Below are 18060 nucleotides of genomic sequence, written 5' to 3' on the forward strand. Positions count from 1 at the left end.
TCTCACACCAATTCTCCTTTAAAAGCCTTTTGCAACAAGCTATTAAACAGTTCCTCGCTTTTTCCTAAACTTTTTTGAGCTAGTGCTTTTTGGGTTTCTATAGCCAAAACCCTTTCATCAAACTTATTTTGAATATCTAAAGGTGGAATGGGAATTTTAATTTTCAATAGAGTGGCTTTTGTAAGACTAGGAATAGTTACTGTTTTATTATGTTGCTCGAAATTATATCTTTCACAGAAATAATATAAATAAAAATAAGATAATAAATCTGAATTAGGATTTAATCCAAAGGCTGTATCAACATGCCAAAACTTCTCACGTACCAAAATAGGTTTATTAATATTTCCTTTTCTACCGATTATAACAGAATTTTCATCACTAATGAAGTCAGTAGCATAACCCATAATCCCACCACTACCATAAATTGGATATACTCCATCTATACTTTCAACCTTTTTTTGGTTTTTACCATTTCTAATTTCTAAACAGTCTTCAAAGTGGAAAACTTCCCATCCATTTGGATTCATCACAGGATCCCCAAACATATCCAAAAACAGGCTTTGGGTTAGCTCGTCATATTTTTCAATGAGTTGTTGGTCTAGTTGGCGCAGTTTATCTGCTTCGTCTAGAATGGCCGCTATTTTCTTTTGGGTTTCTAGAGGGGGAAGGGGGATTTTGGTTTCTCTTGCATTTGTAATCGTATATGTTCCAACAACAGCTGCATCTGCAGTAGATTCTATTTGCCTCTTAACAAATGAAGATTTATAACAATATTCTATATAATCTGAAGAAACTTCCTTTTTTTTCTTCAACCAAATTATATTTCCATCTTTGAAGTAGAATCTGTCATGGTTTTTAACTTGATAGCAAATTCCTAAAGTACCAACTCCTGTTATTAACAGATCACCAGGCTCAGGCACTCCATACTTAACAGAGTACTCCTTAAACATCTCTTCAGAAATAAAAAGTTCGTTATCGACATGCCCGTCCCTAGAAAGCTTTACAACCTCTCTTGCTCTATAAAAAGGAACGCCTTCGGTTGTCCATTCTCTTTTAAAAACTCTTTTACTCGAACCTACATCGAAAACATCAGAAATTTTTTTTATTTCAATCATTGTAGCATCTCTTTTAAAACTTCTAAAGAATTTAATCTTACTTTATCTAATTCAAGTATTTCATTTATTATAACCTTTGGCTCATCATATTCAACCTCCTCATACACAATTTCCTTATAACGGTTAATAGACAAATCCCAATCGTTCTCTTTTATTTCCTTAAAAGGCACCATAAAACTTTGGTCGGTACGTGCTCTATCGGCTTCGGTTTCTAGGTTTTTAAAACGTTGTATAATATCAGGAATATCATTGTCTTTAATCTCAGAGCGTTTGTCGTCTAAACTATACCCATCGGCTTTCATATCATAAAACCACACCTTATCTGTTCCCCCAGAATTGGTTTTGGTAAAAAACAATACCGCTGTACTTACCCCGGCATACGGTTTAAATACCCCAGAAGGCATAGAAATTACCGCTTCTAGTTTTTGGTTATTTACCAATTCTTCTCTTATGCTCTTGTGGGCTCTAGAAATACCAAACAAAACACCATCAGGTACAATAACTGCTGCACGCCCTCCTACTTTAAGCGTACGTAGCATCAGGCTCAAAAACAACAATTCTGTTTTCTTGGTTTTGGTGGTTTGTAATAAACTACTCTCTACTTCATCATAATCTAAACTTCCTTTAAACGGTGGGTTTGCTAGAATTAAGGTGTATTCGTTTTCTATATCAGCATTCGCTTCGCTCAGTGCATCTTTACCAATAAGCACTGGGGTTTCCATACCGTGCAATTGCATATTCATAGCGGCAATACGCAACATAGACGGGTCGAACTCAATCCCGTTAAACATCTTGGTATTAAAATGTTCTCTAAAGGTTTTGTCTTGAAACCAGTCGTTGTGGTTATGATAAATATACTCACCCGCAGAAACTAGAAACCCTGCTGTTCCACATGCTGGGTCGCAAATGATATCATCTTTTTTAGGCTGCGTCATTTCCACCATCATATTAATGATATGGCGCGGCGTACGGAACTGTCCGTTGGTACCTGCTTCGGCAATCTTAGAAAGCATGTATTCATATAAATCACCTTTGGTATCTCGGTTGTCTAGAGGTAGCTCATCTATCTGTTGCACCACTTTATCTAACAACCTAGGCGATTGAATCATAAAAATAGCCCCCTTCATAAACCTAGCAAACTCACCACCTTCAGCTCCGATGGTTTTCATAAAATCAAAAGCTGTAATGTCATTTAGTTCACGCTGTTGCTTGGTGAACAAGTCAAACATGGTTTCTGGATCCTTATTCTTAAAATTAGACCAACGCAATGCACTTTGTTCTTTGGTATATATAGGTTTTTCAATAGGCACACCCAATAGGTTGGCCTGTTTTTCCATTAGAATCTGTTTGTCGTCTAATTGTTTTATGAAGATAAGATAGGTAAACTGCTCTACGACAGTTAATGGGTTGGATATTCCTCCTGTCCAGAAGTCGTTCCAAATTTTATCTATTTTACTTTTAGTTTCTCCGGTGATCATATATTATAATTGAGTTTTATATATAGTTTTTATAATTTGTTTCTACAAATTCTGGCAACCATTCGAGTATTTCCATTAATAGAAATGTATTTGCCAAAAATGGAGTTTTCACAATAGTTTCGTCAGATAGGTGTGAATATTCATTAGTCGATTCTTTTAATTTTCTAAAAGACGATTTAATTCTTTGCGGAATAGGAAGGTTTATTTTATGCTCTGTCTGGTTTCCATCACGTGTAGGTCGGTCTTCCATATATCGAGTACACCATTCCTGAACTGGCGCGCCATTTTTAAAAAAAGAAGATGGGATGCAAGGAATGGGATTATTGAGTGATTTCATTATCGCTTCAAACAAATCACGCTGGACATTCATATTTTTTTTTCTATAATCATTACTGTTTAAAGATTCAATTATTTCAATAAAAAGCCCCTCATAAGCTTTAGATATAATTCCCAGGTCAAAAGCTTTAAAAGCATTGTCAAAAGGGATTCTTAACATACGATATTTTGATTGTTTCACTTCTGAAATTATGTATTCAAACATTTTATCTCTTTGCTCATCGCTCTTTTCAAAAATTTTCACACTAAGTGTAAATGCTCCACAACTTTCAATATAACCTGTGTTCAAGCAGTATGGAATATCTCTACTAATTTCACTACCGTAAGCATCTATATCTTTCATTGCTTTCAAAGCGAAACTTTCATGTTCAATGGCTTGATCTGCTTCAACTTTACCTTTTCCATCGAGGATAACAAATTCAATATTAGCATCGTTTTTGAGAATTTCAAAACCAGTTTCCCAATCCAAACTATAAACAATTTGGATATTTTTATGTCGTGCAACACCCGATAGTGACTTACAATAATCTTCTTTATCATCCACCAGTAGGACTTTTATTGGTTGTTCCATGGCTATTTAGGTAATGTTATTATAAATTCGACAGTATGTGGTAAGATACCAAAATCTTCTTTTTTTGTTAATGTTATTTCTGCTTTGTGATTTTCTAAAATTCTTCCAATCAAAAAGCCTCCAAAGCCACTGCCAACATCGGCATTTGTTGTAGCTCCTTTAGCTAGAAAGTCTTTCAGAGTAAACTCTGATGGAAGGGCTAAACCATTATTTCTTATAGATAGCTGAATAGACAATGTATCTTTTGTTTTTATCTCTAACCAAATAATTGGATTTTCAACTAGATCGCTAAACCCGTGTTTAATGGCGTTATTAATAAAATTATGAACCAAAATACGTAATTGCTTTCTATCCGCAAGAATATCAACTTGTGGGCCAGTAACTTTAATTGCGATACTAGGGTATTCTGCAATAAAGTTTTGTAAAAATGTTTTTAAGTTAATATTCTCTTTATTAATCGGCTTAGAAATTTCAATGACTTTTACTGCCTGATCCAATATATAATCTATATCGGTAACAGCGCGGGTCATTCTATCCAGGGTATTCATTAATGTGTGTATAGAAATTTGTTCAGGGGTGTCTGAAGGAAATATTGGTACGATCGTCTCGTCACTTTGTAAAGGAGTTTTATCAATAATTTTGTTCTTGATGAATGTACTCAATGAAGAAAAATCATTTCCCAGACTCGATGCAGGCTGTTTTAGAGTATGCTTTAATGTTTTTATAAAATCGAGCTCCTTATCAGTAACTCCGTTATCGTTAGAGACTTTATCTTCTTTATTTAAATCAGCAAATAAGATCTCCTTCTGCTTTTCGATACTAGGAATTTGCAGTTGTATATTTAACAAATCCTTTAAGTATAACCTCGAAATCGTTGTTCCTTTAGAATGATAAATAACTTGTTTAGTTACATAGGCTTTAGAAAATTCCTTTACTAAATACTCATTAATTATTAACTCATTATCTAGTTTTAACCAATACACGTCCTGCCCTAGAACATACGTTTCTTCACTTGATAAAACTGAGGCTTTTAGTTTTTTATTAAATCCACTAACCACAATTCCCCCTTTTATTAAGCTTTTTTCTACATCCATAAGCTCATCATGATCAATACCAATCATATTCTCCTTTGGCTGGAAATGAATAACATCATTATCTATTTCATTAGTTCTAATGAGTTTGTATTCACCTCCTGAATATAAGCTATTTCTACTTTTAAAACGTCCGCCAGATTTTTTGTTTGTAATTAGCTCACTTAATGAATATTGACTATAACCCGGTTTAACCTCTATATCATAAGGGTTAAAAACATATTCCCTTGGAAATAGACTACAGGTTTTATAATCAATATGCTCTGTTGATATACTTTTTGAGACGTCTGTTATTTGAGTTTTATCGTTAATTATTTCGGCAATAGACTTTGGATTCTCTTTTAAAGTATTTGAACAATCGAAAAAGAAGACTTCTTTTTTTGGCTTTCTAAAATCGAAAATCAAAACCGATAAAATCACACCAGAATTTTCCATCATCTTATTGGGAAAAAGTACAACAGAATCTAGATATCCTGACTCTACTATTATTTCTCTCAGTAATAAATCATCTTTCCGAAGTGATGTAAGTGCAGAAGCTGGAATTATTAAAATTATTTTATCATATTGAGTTTTAAAGTTTTTAAAATGGGTAAACAGTGATTCAAACACGCTGGTGCCATTATTTTTCAATCGTTTATTAAAAGATGGAATAATAATTTTTGTTTCGCAAGACTTCGAGTTAACCTGAAAATCAACGTTGTTTTCATTAATAAAATCCTCAACTTGGCAATTTAGCTTACTATCGATAAGATCCTCATTAAACTCGTGTGTTTGAGATTGTTTATTATCAATCTTAAAGTTTGATTTAGGATTATCACCAACTATTTTTAAAAGAAAATGATTACTGTTTGGGACTTCTGTAGATAAGATGTGATTTCCTTTCTGAAACCAATTCAGACCAGATAATACAGATACAAATTGTGCTGTCAAAATCACTCTAAAACTGGAGTCCTGCGATAAGTACCAATTGCAAAGTCGAAATGCCACTTTAAATTTATCTCTATTTAAAGCAGATCTATAGGTTGCACCGGGTTCTGAAACCTGTGAGTCATTTGAATCATAATCACTCTCCTTATTCGATTCAAATTTTAAAGCCTCTAATGCATCAATTAGAATTGCCATTTTCCCGCCTATACTATGATGATTGGAAGAACCAACTAAGTACTTCAATTTGTTCTTATAGTTTTGTAATTTTAAGCTTACATAATCATCTTTCAGCAGTTTAATTTTACCCGAATCTTTTACGAATACTTTTTCATAATTGCCAACCCTCGCACTTACTTGAGATGCTGATACCGATTTGCCATCTCTACGTAAATACAGTTTACTTTTATTTATAATATCAGCAATTTCCCTAGAAGACATAGGACGTCCAGATTCTTGTAATATGAATTCTATTGCTTCGTGTAAAGTCATCTTTGTCTTTTCCTAAATTATTTACTCTGCAAATTAAACACTAATCTATGCAACATATCTGCATGTTTAATTATTTTCTAAACTTATATTATAGATAATATCGTGATTAACATATTTTCGAATTTTAAAAGAAGTGTTCTCATAAGTCATTTCTTCTGACTTTAAATAATCTACAGGTCTTAAACCATGAGCAATCCCTCCATCTATCCTAATTTCAAAAGAAAAGCTACCTGATTTAAAACTAAAAACTCTGTAATGTGGTAAATGCAACTCCTCTTTTGAGTCAACTTCAAAACCACCCGTTTTTGAAAGTTCCTGAAGATCATATTTATAATCTTCTGAATCAGCATAATTATGAGTAATAGAACTTGGATATCTATTTTTCTCAAAAGCTCCTTTTTCAAAATGTACTATTAAATTTGAAACAGTGATATCAGCTTGTTTCTGAAATTCCTCAATAAACTGCAATAATAATCGCAACGAAAATTCAGATTGATTAAACTTATCCTCGTAAGAAACTGTAAATTCCTTGCCCTTAATTTTAGATAAAAACTCTGAAACATTATCTAAATTTTCCAACATGAGTTTAGCAAGATCACTACTTTTAGTATGGAGAGGAATTGTACTTAATCGAGCCTCAAAAAGTCTTAAGCTAGATAAATCAGGAAGCTCTAAACATTCATATTCTGGCAATTCACTTTTTGATAATTTGTAAAAGCTACTTTCTAAATTAACTGCCCAGGCACTATCAAGATTTGCAAAATCAGCTTCAGAAACATAACTAATCACCTTCCCATCATTCAACAACAGGGATAAATGAATTTGATATTTTGAACCTGCATTTTTAGACGCTTGTTTCAATCCATAATAATGAGACAACCGGAAAGCAGATATTTTATCTTGGTTGTTAGAGTAGGTTATATCTCCTTCAATAACGAGATTTATTTTAGTGCCATTTCGCTTCACATTTTCCAACCATGATAGGTTGTCAAGTTCCCAATTACCTAATTCATTATTAACGTGAATATTCATTTCCTTAATTCCAAAATGATAATCCATACGAGAAATTTCACTTCCAAGATTTCCGAATATTCCACTAACATCAGGACTAATATCCCTTAGGTCTTGCGGAATGCTACTTTTTAATGCATCCGCAATCCACGAAGCTGCTATATCCCTATCCAATTTTTCTATGTGCCATTGAGTTGATCTATCCACTAAGCATTTTGTACAAGCCGATTGACAATCACAATTAAACAAAACTTTAAACGCTTCATTTAAAATTTCATCGGTGTACATAGGAAACTGCGAAGCATAGCCAGCCCCGCCTTTTGCAGTATCATAAATAAATATTGTGCGGTAATTTTTATAACGTTTAACTCCAAACCCCAACTCATTTTCATTAATAGCCAAATAGCTAGATAAGGTTTTAGTAAATATAACACCTAAAGAATATGCGAGTTTTTCATCATTAACAAAAGCCCCACTCTTATTTTTTAATCGAATCTCCGTGAAATCAGTTTTAAACCTGTTTCCCAAAATAATGTCGTCACGTACAGTATTAGCGCTACAAAAACTTTCATCCCTTTCATTTCTCCCTCCTCTTAAACGCCTATGGCCTTGTAATTTTTCATGCGAAGTCTCTACGCGACCACAATCTAAACACAAGCTAAACCCCTTTCCTACCCCCATATTATAGAACAATATTTCCGAATGCTCTTCATCGTTACTCAACCTGAAATCTAAATAACTGCTTTGATCTTTCTTCCAAGGGGTAATGTTTAGTAATAAAGGCTCTAAATATTGTGCATTGGATTTTTCTGAAATAACTCTAGTTGGTGTTTGATACAAATCAACAGCAAAACCTGCCGGCTCTACCAATTCCGTAAAACGTCCTTTATGACCATCTAAATCAACTCCCGAAAATGTATGTTTTTCCTGACATTCTGGACAGGCCTCATCTTCTCTAAAGGAATCGACACTTCTTTGATAACCACAATTAGTACAAGCTTGAATCAAGGTGCGATTACCTGTTTGTCCACGATTATTTTTCATTACAATTCCCGATGACTTATAGTTAAGACCATCAATTAAGATATTGTTTCCAGGTGCAAACTCTGTCAAAGCCCTTTCAATGGTATAACTTGGATTACTTGCATACCTGTTTCGATTTCTACCGAGATCTTTTATTGTTATTTTATCAAATTCTACAATGCCTGTTGGCAATCCTGCATTTGGCAAAAAGCCTTCTTCTGCTAGATAGGTTAAAACAAATTTATCTAAAAACTGCTTTTTACGATAGGTCACCGCTTTATATGCCGGACTATTATTTCCAAACTCCGCGTTTAATTCTATTAACTTTAGATCAAACTCCTCTAATTGTTTTCTAACATCAAATGATAATTTTCTAAAGTTATCGTAAACCAAGCGTGTTAATTGTTTTGCATTTATACCTGCTAGAGGAGTGTCCTTTACTATTCTATTTAATGACATTTTATAGTCTTCTGGATTTAAAGCCTCTAACCAATTAAGGAATAATTGACCTACGGTTGGAGCTCCCGCGATAAAGAAATTTTCTAAATTCTCAATAACATTAAGCCCTCTTTGCTCATTTACACCTTGACGAACAAAGATTCCAAACATGAGAGAATTAACATGTCTCTCAACTATGTTCTTGCTGTCAAATTTTAGATTGGGCGAAGCAATTTTATGATCTAATGCCCATTTCGGATTATTCATAGTTCGCAGTCCAATAGGGTTGGGAGCACAAAATGTAAATGCCATAGATTTATTCTCAGCCCGCCTACCAGCACGCCCAGCTCTTTGTAAATAATTTGCGGGCATTGGAGGTACATTGCTCATAACCACAGCAGAAATCCCACCAATATCAACTCCCATTTCCATAGTTGTTGAGCAGCTTAAAACGTTAATCTCCCCTTTTTCAAATTGAGCTTCCAATTGCTTCAGGCGCTTATCATCTTGTTGAGCAGAATGCTCTCCAGCTAAAAATAAGGAGTTGGAAGAAAAAATTCGTTCATGAAGGTTATTCCACAAACCTTTATCTCTTGATATAACACTATTTTCCTCAAGCCATTTATCAACAAGATCTTTACCGACTGGTTCATTATTTTCGCTTAAATGATAAGGGTATGGATAAATGGGAAACTGATTATTATAAATAGTATCAATTCGATAATGTGCTATATTTTCAGGAGTCAAATGTCCTTTTAACCATGGCGAATACCCTCTAAATACCTTATCTAACAGTCTTCGTTTTACCGGACACAAATATTCAACACCTGCAATTTCAAATTTAGATTTCTCTACAAGATTTAGTTTATATCCATTATTATCAAAGGTTAACAAATTTGAACGGAGAACTACCCAAATTGCCTTTAACAACTCGTTTATTTCATCTTCTCTATCTTTTGTAATATCTTCTTTTGAATGCCATCCTAAGCCAGCACATATCAATAAAACTAAACGTGACTGAGTAATGCTATTAGAATTATACTGCGGCCATGTTTTAGCATTTGGCTCATCAGAATCACTAGGATATATAGGAAATGAACGATGAAAAGCAGAAGAAAAATTTCTTAATGAATCATCATAGATAATATGAAAGGGATAGCGAATAGAATAATCTACAGCTATCTTCAATAAGTCTCTCCATTCTTCTATGGTTATCTTCAATCTTTCTGCGGCTTCTGGCAAAGTCACATTATCTAAAGCTGGGTAAACTAAATTTAATAATCCCAAATTCTCTAGTGAGCGTTCTCTCGGCTTTCTTCTTGCAAATTGATCAAACAATAAGGAAGTGGCATAAGTGCGGTTATTATCCTTAATATCTTCGCCTCTTGCAGCCTTATCGAATAAGGTTTTAAAGTCTTTCTTTGGGGTTATATAATCAATCACATCACTCCAGGAAGACCTGCTTTCTATATTTGAAGTCGTTCCTTTTTTATCAAGTTCATTATTTATAGTATTAAGTTGTTCTTGATATCCTTTTTTCATAAAAGGCATTGCGTTGTCCAATTGCTCTATAAGCGCTGCTCTAGCCTTAAGAAGTTCCTCCTGACTTGCATCAAGCTTATTTGATGCTAATCTATTCAATGAAAAATGATAGGCCTGATATCGAATCCAATCACTTTCACTATCTATATTTATAAATGCAGAAATTTTAGCTGTGCCTTGTCGACTATCTGTAAATGAAATGTATTTTCTTCCTTCATGGAGCGTCTGTGGCGTCTTATTATTAGAAGTCTGTGTTTGGTCTAAAATAATATCCGCTAAAATCCTATTGGTAAATGCTGATGATACACGAAAATGAATTGGATTTCCATTCTGTGAATTACAATGTGGACATCTACCATTATCAGCAACCCACCAGTCTTCTCCAGATAGTATCAGACTATCCTTATCTATACCACATGGTAATAATTCAATATTGTGCAGTTTCTGGTTTTCTCTTCTCCTCACTATATGCACTATCCCATCTGACTTTCCATCATTTTCGTCAGACTCTACTTCATCTTCATGATTATCATCATCTAAATGAAAGGCTTCGTGCCCAACTCCTGCTTTCTGCCTAATTTCGCTTTTCCCATTTTTATGTTTAACGTTTTCACCCTCTAGCATTAAATTAGCGCAAGATCTACATGCAACTAATTCCAACAAAGGATAATTACAACTACATTTCTTTCCTGCAATGGTGTACATGGTTCCTAAAGCATTCTTAGGCTTATTCTCCTTGTGCTTGTCACACTCAGAATTTGTACATACATAAACACCACCAATACCTCGTGTAAAAAAATGGCCTCTTACAGGAAGCAAATTGTGATTATTTATCCTCTGCTCTGCTAAAACATCTATAATTTCTAACTGTTGCATTGGATCCTTAACTCCTAATTTGTCGCCTATTTCAGTTTGCCTTAAAGCTTGTTTTTCTAATATCTCGTCCCTTAAGATCTTAATGTTATTTTTAGTAAGTACTGGGGAAAGTTCTTGAATATCCGTATCCTTTATTTGATTGTTTACTCTTTCTCCAGAAATCACCTCTATTTGATCCGTTTCAATACCACACAAATCTGACATAAACTTCTTTAATTGCTCACCATTACCATCTCCAACAGTGGCGGAAGTAATTGCAAATCTTAAATTATCTATATCTACATCAAAAGCATCTGCAACTCTACGAATTAAAAGAGCCGTTTCTGCTGCCTTTGAACCTGTTAATGTATGCGCCTCGTCCAAAAGAATCCAACGTAATTTACCTTTCGATTTTTCTAGAATCGGCACGTCAGCATTTCTCACCAACATATACTCTAACATCGTCGGATTTGTAAATAAAATTTGAGGCGGTGTTTCTCTAATTTGTGATCTTGAAAGTAATTGAGGTAGAGCTCTTTCGCCAACATTGTAGTTAATAGTGTTTTCAGTTTCCCCAGTTAATAAAGCATAATTAATTCCTCCCAGAGCAGAACACCACGCATGCATTCTTTTTCTTTGACTAGCAATTAATGCATTTAATGGATAAAGAAAAATAGCATTAACACCTTGTTGCTCTCTACAATTTTCATGAATATCCTGCAATACCGGCAACATAAAACATTCAGTTTTACCAGAACCGGTTCCAGTAGTAACAGCTATAGATTTATTCCTATTCAATAAGGCATCCCAACTTTTTAGTTGATGCTTATAAGGCCTCCTATCTTTAGGAAATTTAAAATCTTCGTCTTTAATTTTATCTAATGCATCGATAAACTCCTGTTTAAAAGTTGAGGTTGACTCTCCAAAAGTAATTTCACCTGGCTCCCAAGGGAATGTATTTTGAAAAACAGCTTCCGCCATTATTGGCTCCTCTTCCAACAAAAACTTAAAATAATCTTGCATTTCCTTATCACCAGTTGCCCAAAGCGATAGAATAGAATCTGTTAATCGATTTTCTGTTTTAGTATAAAATTCTTTAAAATTCATCAGATTAGTTAGTGTTTAGTACGTGTAAAATTGTCTCTTTATAAAATTCAGGACTTATAAATTGACTGTATTGGATATTTCTTCTAATGGTATTTACTAGTGTATTAACTCCCCATATGGGGTATTGAGTTGGTACATCCTTTATGGATTCGGCTACCGCTATCGGGGAGTTTACTAAAAGTTGTACCCGGCTATGTTCTTTGATTGGAATATTATATTCGCTTGTTACTCTAGGCACGTTTATTGGAAGTTCTTCAAGAACTCTTTGCCCTAGACGAGACCGGAGTTCATTAATTCGCATATGAGAAATAGTTCCAACTTGATTATTATTTCCCATCATTACACTAAATACCTCTCCAAATCCATTCTCTTGCATATAACTAGAAATTAACTCTAGGTAAGATTGAAAATATTCGCCTCCATAGAACTCGCTTATATCATTTAAAGCGCTTTCCCAATCTCCCCTTGCTATCCAATGGAAACACATCCCTAGGTCTTTTTCCATTTCTGGAAGGTCCTTTTGCAACAGAGTTTCCTGATCCACTTGATTTACACTAATAAATAAAAATGCTTTCGCGGCTACTTTCGAATTTGAAACCAACGCTCTAAATTGATCGAAAGTTGAAAAGGGTATGTCATAGCCATTTTTAGAACAAATTGTATAAAAAGCCAAAAGCTGCTGCCAAATAATAGCATCAAAAAAACTATTAAGAAGTTGTTCCCCATAGTTTCTAATTCTTTCTTCCTTTTCCATACCAGCATAATTCGGATCAGTATTTACAAACCTAGGCATCAATTGGTTTCCATCTTCCTTTGAGGAAATAACAATCCATTGTTTTACATCTTGGTATTGAGGAATTTGATAACACAGCCCCTCTCTAAATAAAGGAACAGTAGTGATATCCATTAATGAATCCTTTATAGGAATTGCCAATAATTCTAAAGTGTTTTCTAAATGTGAAAGTTGAATCGTTCCATCTTCTTCGTTTAAATCTAACCTATGTGAAAAACCAGATATATCATAGCTCTTTTGCTTGCTACCTTCCTTTAGCTCTAAACACACCCTGTTTTTATGATCCATAGCATCGCCTAAATAAAACAATCGAACCATTTCATCTCTATACGCTATTAAAGGTTGATAGGTTTGTGTAATCACTTTAGAAATCTTTACATCCGAATTCACTTTATTTCTTATTGATAGAATTGTTTGTTTCCCTGGGGTTGTTAAGAGCCGTAACCCATATAAGTTTTTTAAAGAAAGGTTTTCGTATTCCTCTACTATGTTACCCTCCCTATCGACTAATGCCATTCCTCGAAAAGGTGATACCATCTGAAAATGAAGCTTCCTTTGAGAACGAATTCCTATAGCCCCCTTTACTAAAGTAGGAATCTTAAAATGCTCCGTGTTTACTCTTAGAGCAAACCTGTTTGAACTACAACTGACATCAAACAATGGAGTTTCATATAGCTTAAAGTCCAAAGTATTTAATCCATTTACTACAAGTTCTGCACTATCAATAGCAGCCTCTATGAGCTCTAAAGTCAAGTTTCCAATATTATAAACTAAATCATAAGCGGTTAAACCATTCATCTCTATCTTAACATTGATACAGCCTACTGGTAGTATTTTCACATCAGATAATTTCTCCCAGTCCATACTAAACTTATGAGCCTTTACCCAAACTTCATATTTTGAAGATGGAACTATTTTATTACTAGCATCATATAGAAATATCCTAAATGAATCTCGAACCACCGGCATGTTAGAACGTTGCATCCATCTAGGTTTTTTACTTTCAATTGTCCAATCAAAGGATTCAACATCGCTTAAATATTTTCTTTCTTCCTCACTATTTTGGATTAGTACTTCCCCTTCAAACTCTAACCAATTCATATATCCATCAAGAACCTTGACCCTTCCACTCTCAACTTCTGAAGACCAACTTAAAGGCATTAAAACCGCTGCACTTTTGTCTGTACTACCATTTCCCTTTATTAAACGCCATTCATTTTCAGAGTATCGAGACCAGAGAGAAGGCTCGTCAAGTGAAGGTGTTATTTGAATAAAATCTGGAACCTCGTACTTATTACCATCAACTATCACATAAGCGTTTGAAAGTGCGTCATCACCATCCCAATTATGACTATCGTGATTGTACCAATCCGTTTTATAATTACCTGAGTATAATTTTCTAAAAACACAGATTAATTTGTCATTTAGATAGAATTGATATTCTCCTTCCTTAATGTCAAGACCTAAAATACTACCAAGCGCTTCTTTTGTATAAGTTGAGGCTAGACCAAGCGTTAAATGAATATTTACCGCATCATCAATTTTCCTCATCAACCAATAATTTTTCGGTTTTGTAAGTCTGGTTTTTCTTTCTAATTCATTAGCACGTATCTTAAGTTTACCAGAAATAGTCTTTAACGTATCATCTGAGTTTAATAAATCATCATAAACACTTTCCTTATTAAGTATCGAGCGAACAATCTCAAAACAATTTTCATAAACAGTATCATTTTGACTAGAAGCAGGTAAATGGCTGATAATATGTTGTTGAAAAATGAAATCTTCTATAGTTTCTGGCTGTTCTTCTAGAACTGCCAATAAAAAGTTTAAATAGCCACCTTCATTTTTACTAATATGTGTTAATGGCAGCCCACCCTGGAGCAGCAGCGTTTTAAAACGTAAAGTGTTTTGCTTAACAATCCACTTAAGGCCTAGCATTTGACCCCCTTTTTTTGCTAATTTGTAAAATTTATTATAATCATAGAGATATTGAAAATTACCACCTATTGAGTCAAATACAGTTTCTATTTTTGGAATTCCTCCATCATAATTACGTTTCCACCATTCGGCATAATATAAAGCTGCATCTCTAGCATCTATATTATATGGTTTTGCGAACTGCAACGTCTCACGTAAATTTTCGAAATCTTGCTCATTTAAAAAATACCGCCATAAAGGCCGGCCATCATGAGAAGACAATTCATTCTTAGTAAGAAGTGATGGAAAAAAGCTCATAATTTCAGGTTATTAAATATTAGTATCTAATTCTAAAGTTTCACTATCTAATTCCAACGCATGAATAGATTGCACGGCGTTTCCAGCAATGCCGCGGATAGATCCATACATGTGAACAGTATTTGATACCACTTTATCTATTTGTTTCTCTCGTTGTTTCCAAATGCGTTTCATAGCGTTTTTTTCCTTCTGCAAATCACTTTGCATTTGCGAAAAACCTTCAACAATCCCCTCCATTTGCAATTTAAATTCATTGCTGGTTAAAAAATCATAAAGCATTTCCATTTTATCACCCTTGTTTTCCTGAGATACTAGAGCGCTACTCAATTGTATTATTCCATGACGCAAAACCGAACTTAACCCTTTAAACTCCTCATAAGTACATATCCAAATTCCATCTCGCATCCCCATCCGGTCCATATCTGCGGGCATTACTTCTGTAACCAAAACACCAATATTAGCATTCTTATCGCGGATATCATTTTTAAACTTCTCAATCCAACCTAGTTGAAATGCTTTAGTACGTTTACTTTCATAATATATAGTACCACAGTTGTGTAATTCCCTGGTGTTCACAATTTGAAGACAATCAGCACCATTAGCCCCTTTTTTTATTTCATCAATGGTATCTAATGGAAACTGATTGGCTAGCCATTCCTCAATAGCCAACTCCATCACCTCCCCTTGCAATTGCATAGATCCCTGCTCATGTTTCCGTTGCATCTCCTCCATTAGCTTCTTCTGGTCGGCTAATTTCTTCTCAAATTCCTTTATTTTTAATTCGTTGGAGTCATCAATTTGTTTTTTAATTTTATTACGCTCTTCATCCAATTTCTCATTAAATACCCTTTCTTGCTCTGCTCTTATGGAATCTGCTAGTTCACTCTTTTCACGTTTTAGACGTTCGATTTCAACTATGTTCTTATTAAAATCCTTGAGTTTTTCGGACTTCTCATCCAACTCCTTATTTAAAGCCTGTAGTTGCTCATCACTTTCAGATTGTAGTTTCTTTTTAAGCTCCTCTTCTTTTGCAGCAAGCTTGGTTTTAAGCTCTTTATCCAATTGCGCTTGAAAAATTTCGGCAGCTTGTTCCTTTTGCTTTAAAAACTCTGTTTTTTCTTGAGCTAATTGCTCTGCCTTTTTATCCAATACTTTTTTAACCTCAACTTCTTTGAGTGCAAATTCTTTCCGGATACTGTGTTCTAGCTGATTTTTTAAAACATCATTAACATCGATAGAAGTTTCGCAATTTGGACATGTGATTTGTGATTTCATAGATTATCATTTTTAAATTCCATACAAAGATGAAACCCAACCATGCAATACATTTGCGTGTTAATAAATAGTATTCATATTTTTGATTCTTAAAGCGATTTCTTCTCTAACTACGTCAGGCGCCAACACTTCAACATCAGCACCGTATGACAACAACAACTGATACAACTCGTTATTAGGAAAAACTTCAATCGTTACCGTTCGTCCATCCTTGTCAGATTTATCTTGTTTCTGGGATCCGTGTAACGGCTTGGTCAATACATAATCAATACGTTGTTCAGAAAATTTCAAATGGATCTTTTCTAACGTACCCACTTCCGGTTTTGTAACCCCTATGATATCGTCAAAATAATCTAACCAATTAATGGTACTCGCTTCAAAGCCATCTACTAATTCCTCTATGCTCAAAATACGATCTAAAGGATAATTTGAAATCGACTGAAACTCTTTAGTGTAGCAAAACAAAAACCACCGATTGTTAAATTGCTTTACATGATACGGAAAAACAACCACAGAAAACTGAGGTTTTCTGTAAGGCTCGTAAGAAATTCTAATTTGTTTACGCTTTAAGATGAGATTAAATAGTGTACCAATATGCTCACGACCCTTTAAATCTAAATTTTCTTGATAACTTACAATTCCATTGTCACCCTTTGCAACGAACTTAAAAGCTTGCTCCATTCGAGGAATAAGCTCTTCCAACCAATTAAACTCTGCTCGATTCTTGTATCGTGATAATATGGCGATGGTGGTTTCCAATTGCTCCAAATCATTAACATTTAAGGGATGATTCGCTATTGAAAAATCTTTATCCACATAACGAAATGCTTTTTTACGACCATTTTTTATGGTCTCATCTAATTCGATAGCCCATCCCGCATCAGATTTCATATGCTCGATATCATACTGCAATTGACGAAGTTTTATGCCTTCAGTTCCTAGATCATACAAAACATCATTAACTGCATCTAACAAGTCATCGTAAGTGTATAATCGATTGAAATTACTAAAACAGCGATCTAATATAGTGTAGCGAATTTGGGCATGTCGGTTGGTTGCCATAAATATTAATAAAATAATTATTTGATTTACTGTTGGGAAAAGTTAAAATCAGAAAACTTTGCTTGAACGGTATAAATCATTCAAACAAAACATACGATTACACTACACATTGGAATAATAGTTTAAAGTGAATAATTCTAATTTTATTCTTCCAAATATAAAAAAACATAATCAAACCATCTTTACGGGAAACCTCAATCCAATTCAAATAACCATTAATAGTATTAATTTGTCCTATATTTTTTTATGATATTAAATAAACAAACTCATTTTAACTCAATTCCTCGCTTTCTTGCGTTAGAAACACTCCATATTATTGAATGAAATCAAAGAAATAAAACACATAAAATATTTCAGTAGCTTTTTAAAGTCAAAAGCCCCGAACCTCTACCCAGATTAAATGAGAAAACTATTAAACATAGTGGCAATGGAAACCACCATTAAAAACGTAAAAGATTTACAAATCACAGGAAGACAAGCCTATAAAATGACAGAAAACTCAAAAACCTCATTAAAACACATCACCAAACAACTACCCCCAGAGCTATTATTGGAAAATAGGTGTTCGTCAGTCGTTCCGCTTTGTTTCGCAAAACATCCCGAAAAGGGTATACTAAGCAGCTATTCCTTTATATTAAAAATGTATAGCTGCCCTTGTCGGGACCATAAATAGCCAGCAACTGGTGCACGATTGTATCCCTTCCAAATCCCT

Annotated in this window: 9 protein-coding genes; 1 reads left to right on the top strand and 8 read right to left on the bottom strand. The window is 34.1% G+C overall.

The annotated features are described in order from the left end of the window. Positions 1–2: 2 nt before the first annotated feature. The 8 genes from RT250_RS12185 to RT250_RS12220 form a co-directional block, all read right to left on the bottom strand. Entirely contained in the window at positions 3–1115 is a 1113-nt protein-coding gene (locus tag RT250_RS12185; RefSeq protein WP_313115065.1) for a restriction endonuclease subunit S, read from the bottom strand. Further along, positions 1112–2593: a type I restriction-modification system subunit M gene (locus RT250_RS12190; RefSeq protein ID WP_313115066.1), complete on the bottom strand. Its 1482-nt coding sequence runs from the start codon at positions 2591–2593 to the stop codon at positions 1112–1114. The genes RT250_RS12185 and RT250_RS12190 overlap by 4 nt, the downstream gene beginning before the upstream one ends. A gap of 16 nt (positions 2594–2609) precedes the next feature. Then, the gene (locus tag RT250_RS12195) at positions 2610–3500 is read right to left on the bottom strand and encodes a hypothetical protein (protein WP_313115068.1); all 891 of its coding nucleotides are present in this window, start codon (positions 3498–3500) and stop codon (positions 2610–2612) included. 2 nt (positions 3501–3502) lie between these two features. Continuing rightward, entirely contained in the window at positions 3503–6007 is a 2505-nt protein-coding gene (locus RT250_RS12200; protein ID WP_313115070.1) for a restriction endonuclease subunit S, read from the bottom strand. 66 nt (positions 6008–6073) lie between these two features. Beyond that, positions 6074–11983: a DEAD/DEAH box helicase gene (locus RT250_RS12205; protein WP_313115071.1), complete on the bottom strand. Its 5910-nt coding sequence runs from the start codon at positions 11981–11983 to the stop codon at positions 6074–6076. A gap of 4 nt (positions 11984–11987) precedes the next feature. Beyond that, positions 11988–15011, bottom strand: a complete 3024-nt coding sequence (locus RT250_RS12210) for a hypothetical protein (RefSeq protein WP_313115073.1) — start codon at positions 15009–15011, stop codon at positions 11988–11990. A gap of 12 nt (positions 15012–15023) precedes the next feature. Then, complete coding sequence (locus RT250_RS12215; RefSeq protein WP_313115074.1) at positions 15024–16286, bottom strand: DUF2130 domain-containing protein; 1263 nt, start codon at positions 16284–16286, stop codon at positions 15024–15026. Positions 16287–16346: 60 nt separating this feature from the next. Next, positions 16347–17348, bottom strand: coding sequence for a helix-turn-helix transcriptional regulator (locus RT250_RS12220; RefSeq protein ID WP_313115076.1), 1002 nt, complete (start codon positions 17346–17348; stop codon positions 16347–16349). A 400-nt stretch (positions 17349–17748) separates the two neighbouring features. Between RT250_RS12220 and RT250_RS12225 the strand changes: the two genes are divergently transcribed. Next, positions 17749–18021 carry a hypothetical protein gene (locus RT250_RS12225; protein WP_313115077.1) on the top strand — a complete coding sequence of 91 codons (273 nt, stop codon included), beginning with the start codon at positions 17749–17751 and terminating at the stop codon, positions 18019–18021. Positions 18022–18060: the final 39 nt, after the last annotated feature.

This window comes from Aequorivita sediminis (assembly GCF_032080575.2).
GTDB classification, from domain to species: domain Bacteria; phylum Bacteroidota; class Bacteroidia; order Flavobacteriales; family Flavobacteriaceae; genus Aequorivita; species Aequorivita sediminis.

What these genes read in the sequence shown, in the direction of transcription:
- RT250_RS12185 (WP_313115065.1), bottom strand. Translation starts at nt 1,115, where the DNA reads ATGATTGAAATAAAAAAAATTTCTGATGTTTTCGATGTAGGTTCGAGT.
- RT250_RS12190 (WP_313115066.1), bottom strand. Translation starts at nt 2,593, where the DNA reads ATGATCACCGGAGAAACTAAAAGTAAAATAGATAAAATTTGGAACGAC.
- RT250_RS12195 (WP_313115068.1), bottom strand. Translation starts at nt 3,500, where the DNA reads ATGGAACAACCAATAAAAGTCCTACTGGTGGATGATAAAGAAGATTAT.
- RT250_RS12200 (WP_313115070.1), bottom strand. Translation starts at nt 6,007, where the DNA reads ATGACTTTACACGAAGCAATAGAATTCATATTACAAGAATCTGGACGT.
- RT250_RS12205 (WP_313115071.1), bottom strand. Translation starts at nt 11,983, where the DNA reads ATGAATTTTAAAGAATTTTATACTAAAACAGAAAATCGATTAACAGAT.
- RT250_RS12210 (WP_313115073.1), bottom strand. Translation starts at nt 15,011, where the DNA reads ATGAGCTTTTTTCCATCACTTCTTACTAAGAATGAATTGTCTTCTCAT.
- RT250_RS12215 (WP_313115074.1), bottom strand. Translation starts at nt 16,286, where the DNA reads ATGAAATCACAAATCACATGTCCAAATTGCGAAACTTCTATCGATGTT.
- RT250_RS12220 (WP_313115076.1), bottom strand. Translation starts at nt 17,348, where the DNA reads ATGGCAACCAACCGACATGCCCAAATTCGCTACACTATATTAGATCGC.
- RT250_RS12225 (WP_313115077.1), top strand. Translation starts at nt 17,749, where the DNA reads ATGAGAAAACTATTAAACATAGTGGCAATGGAAACCACCATTAAAAAC.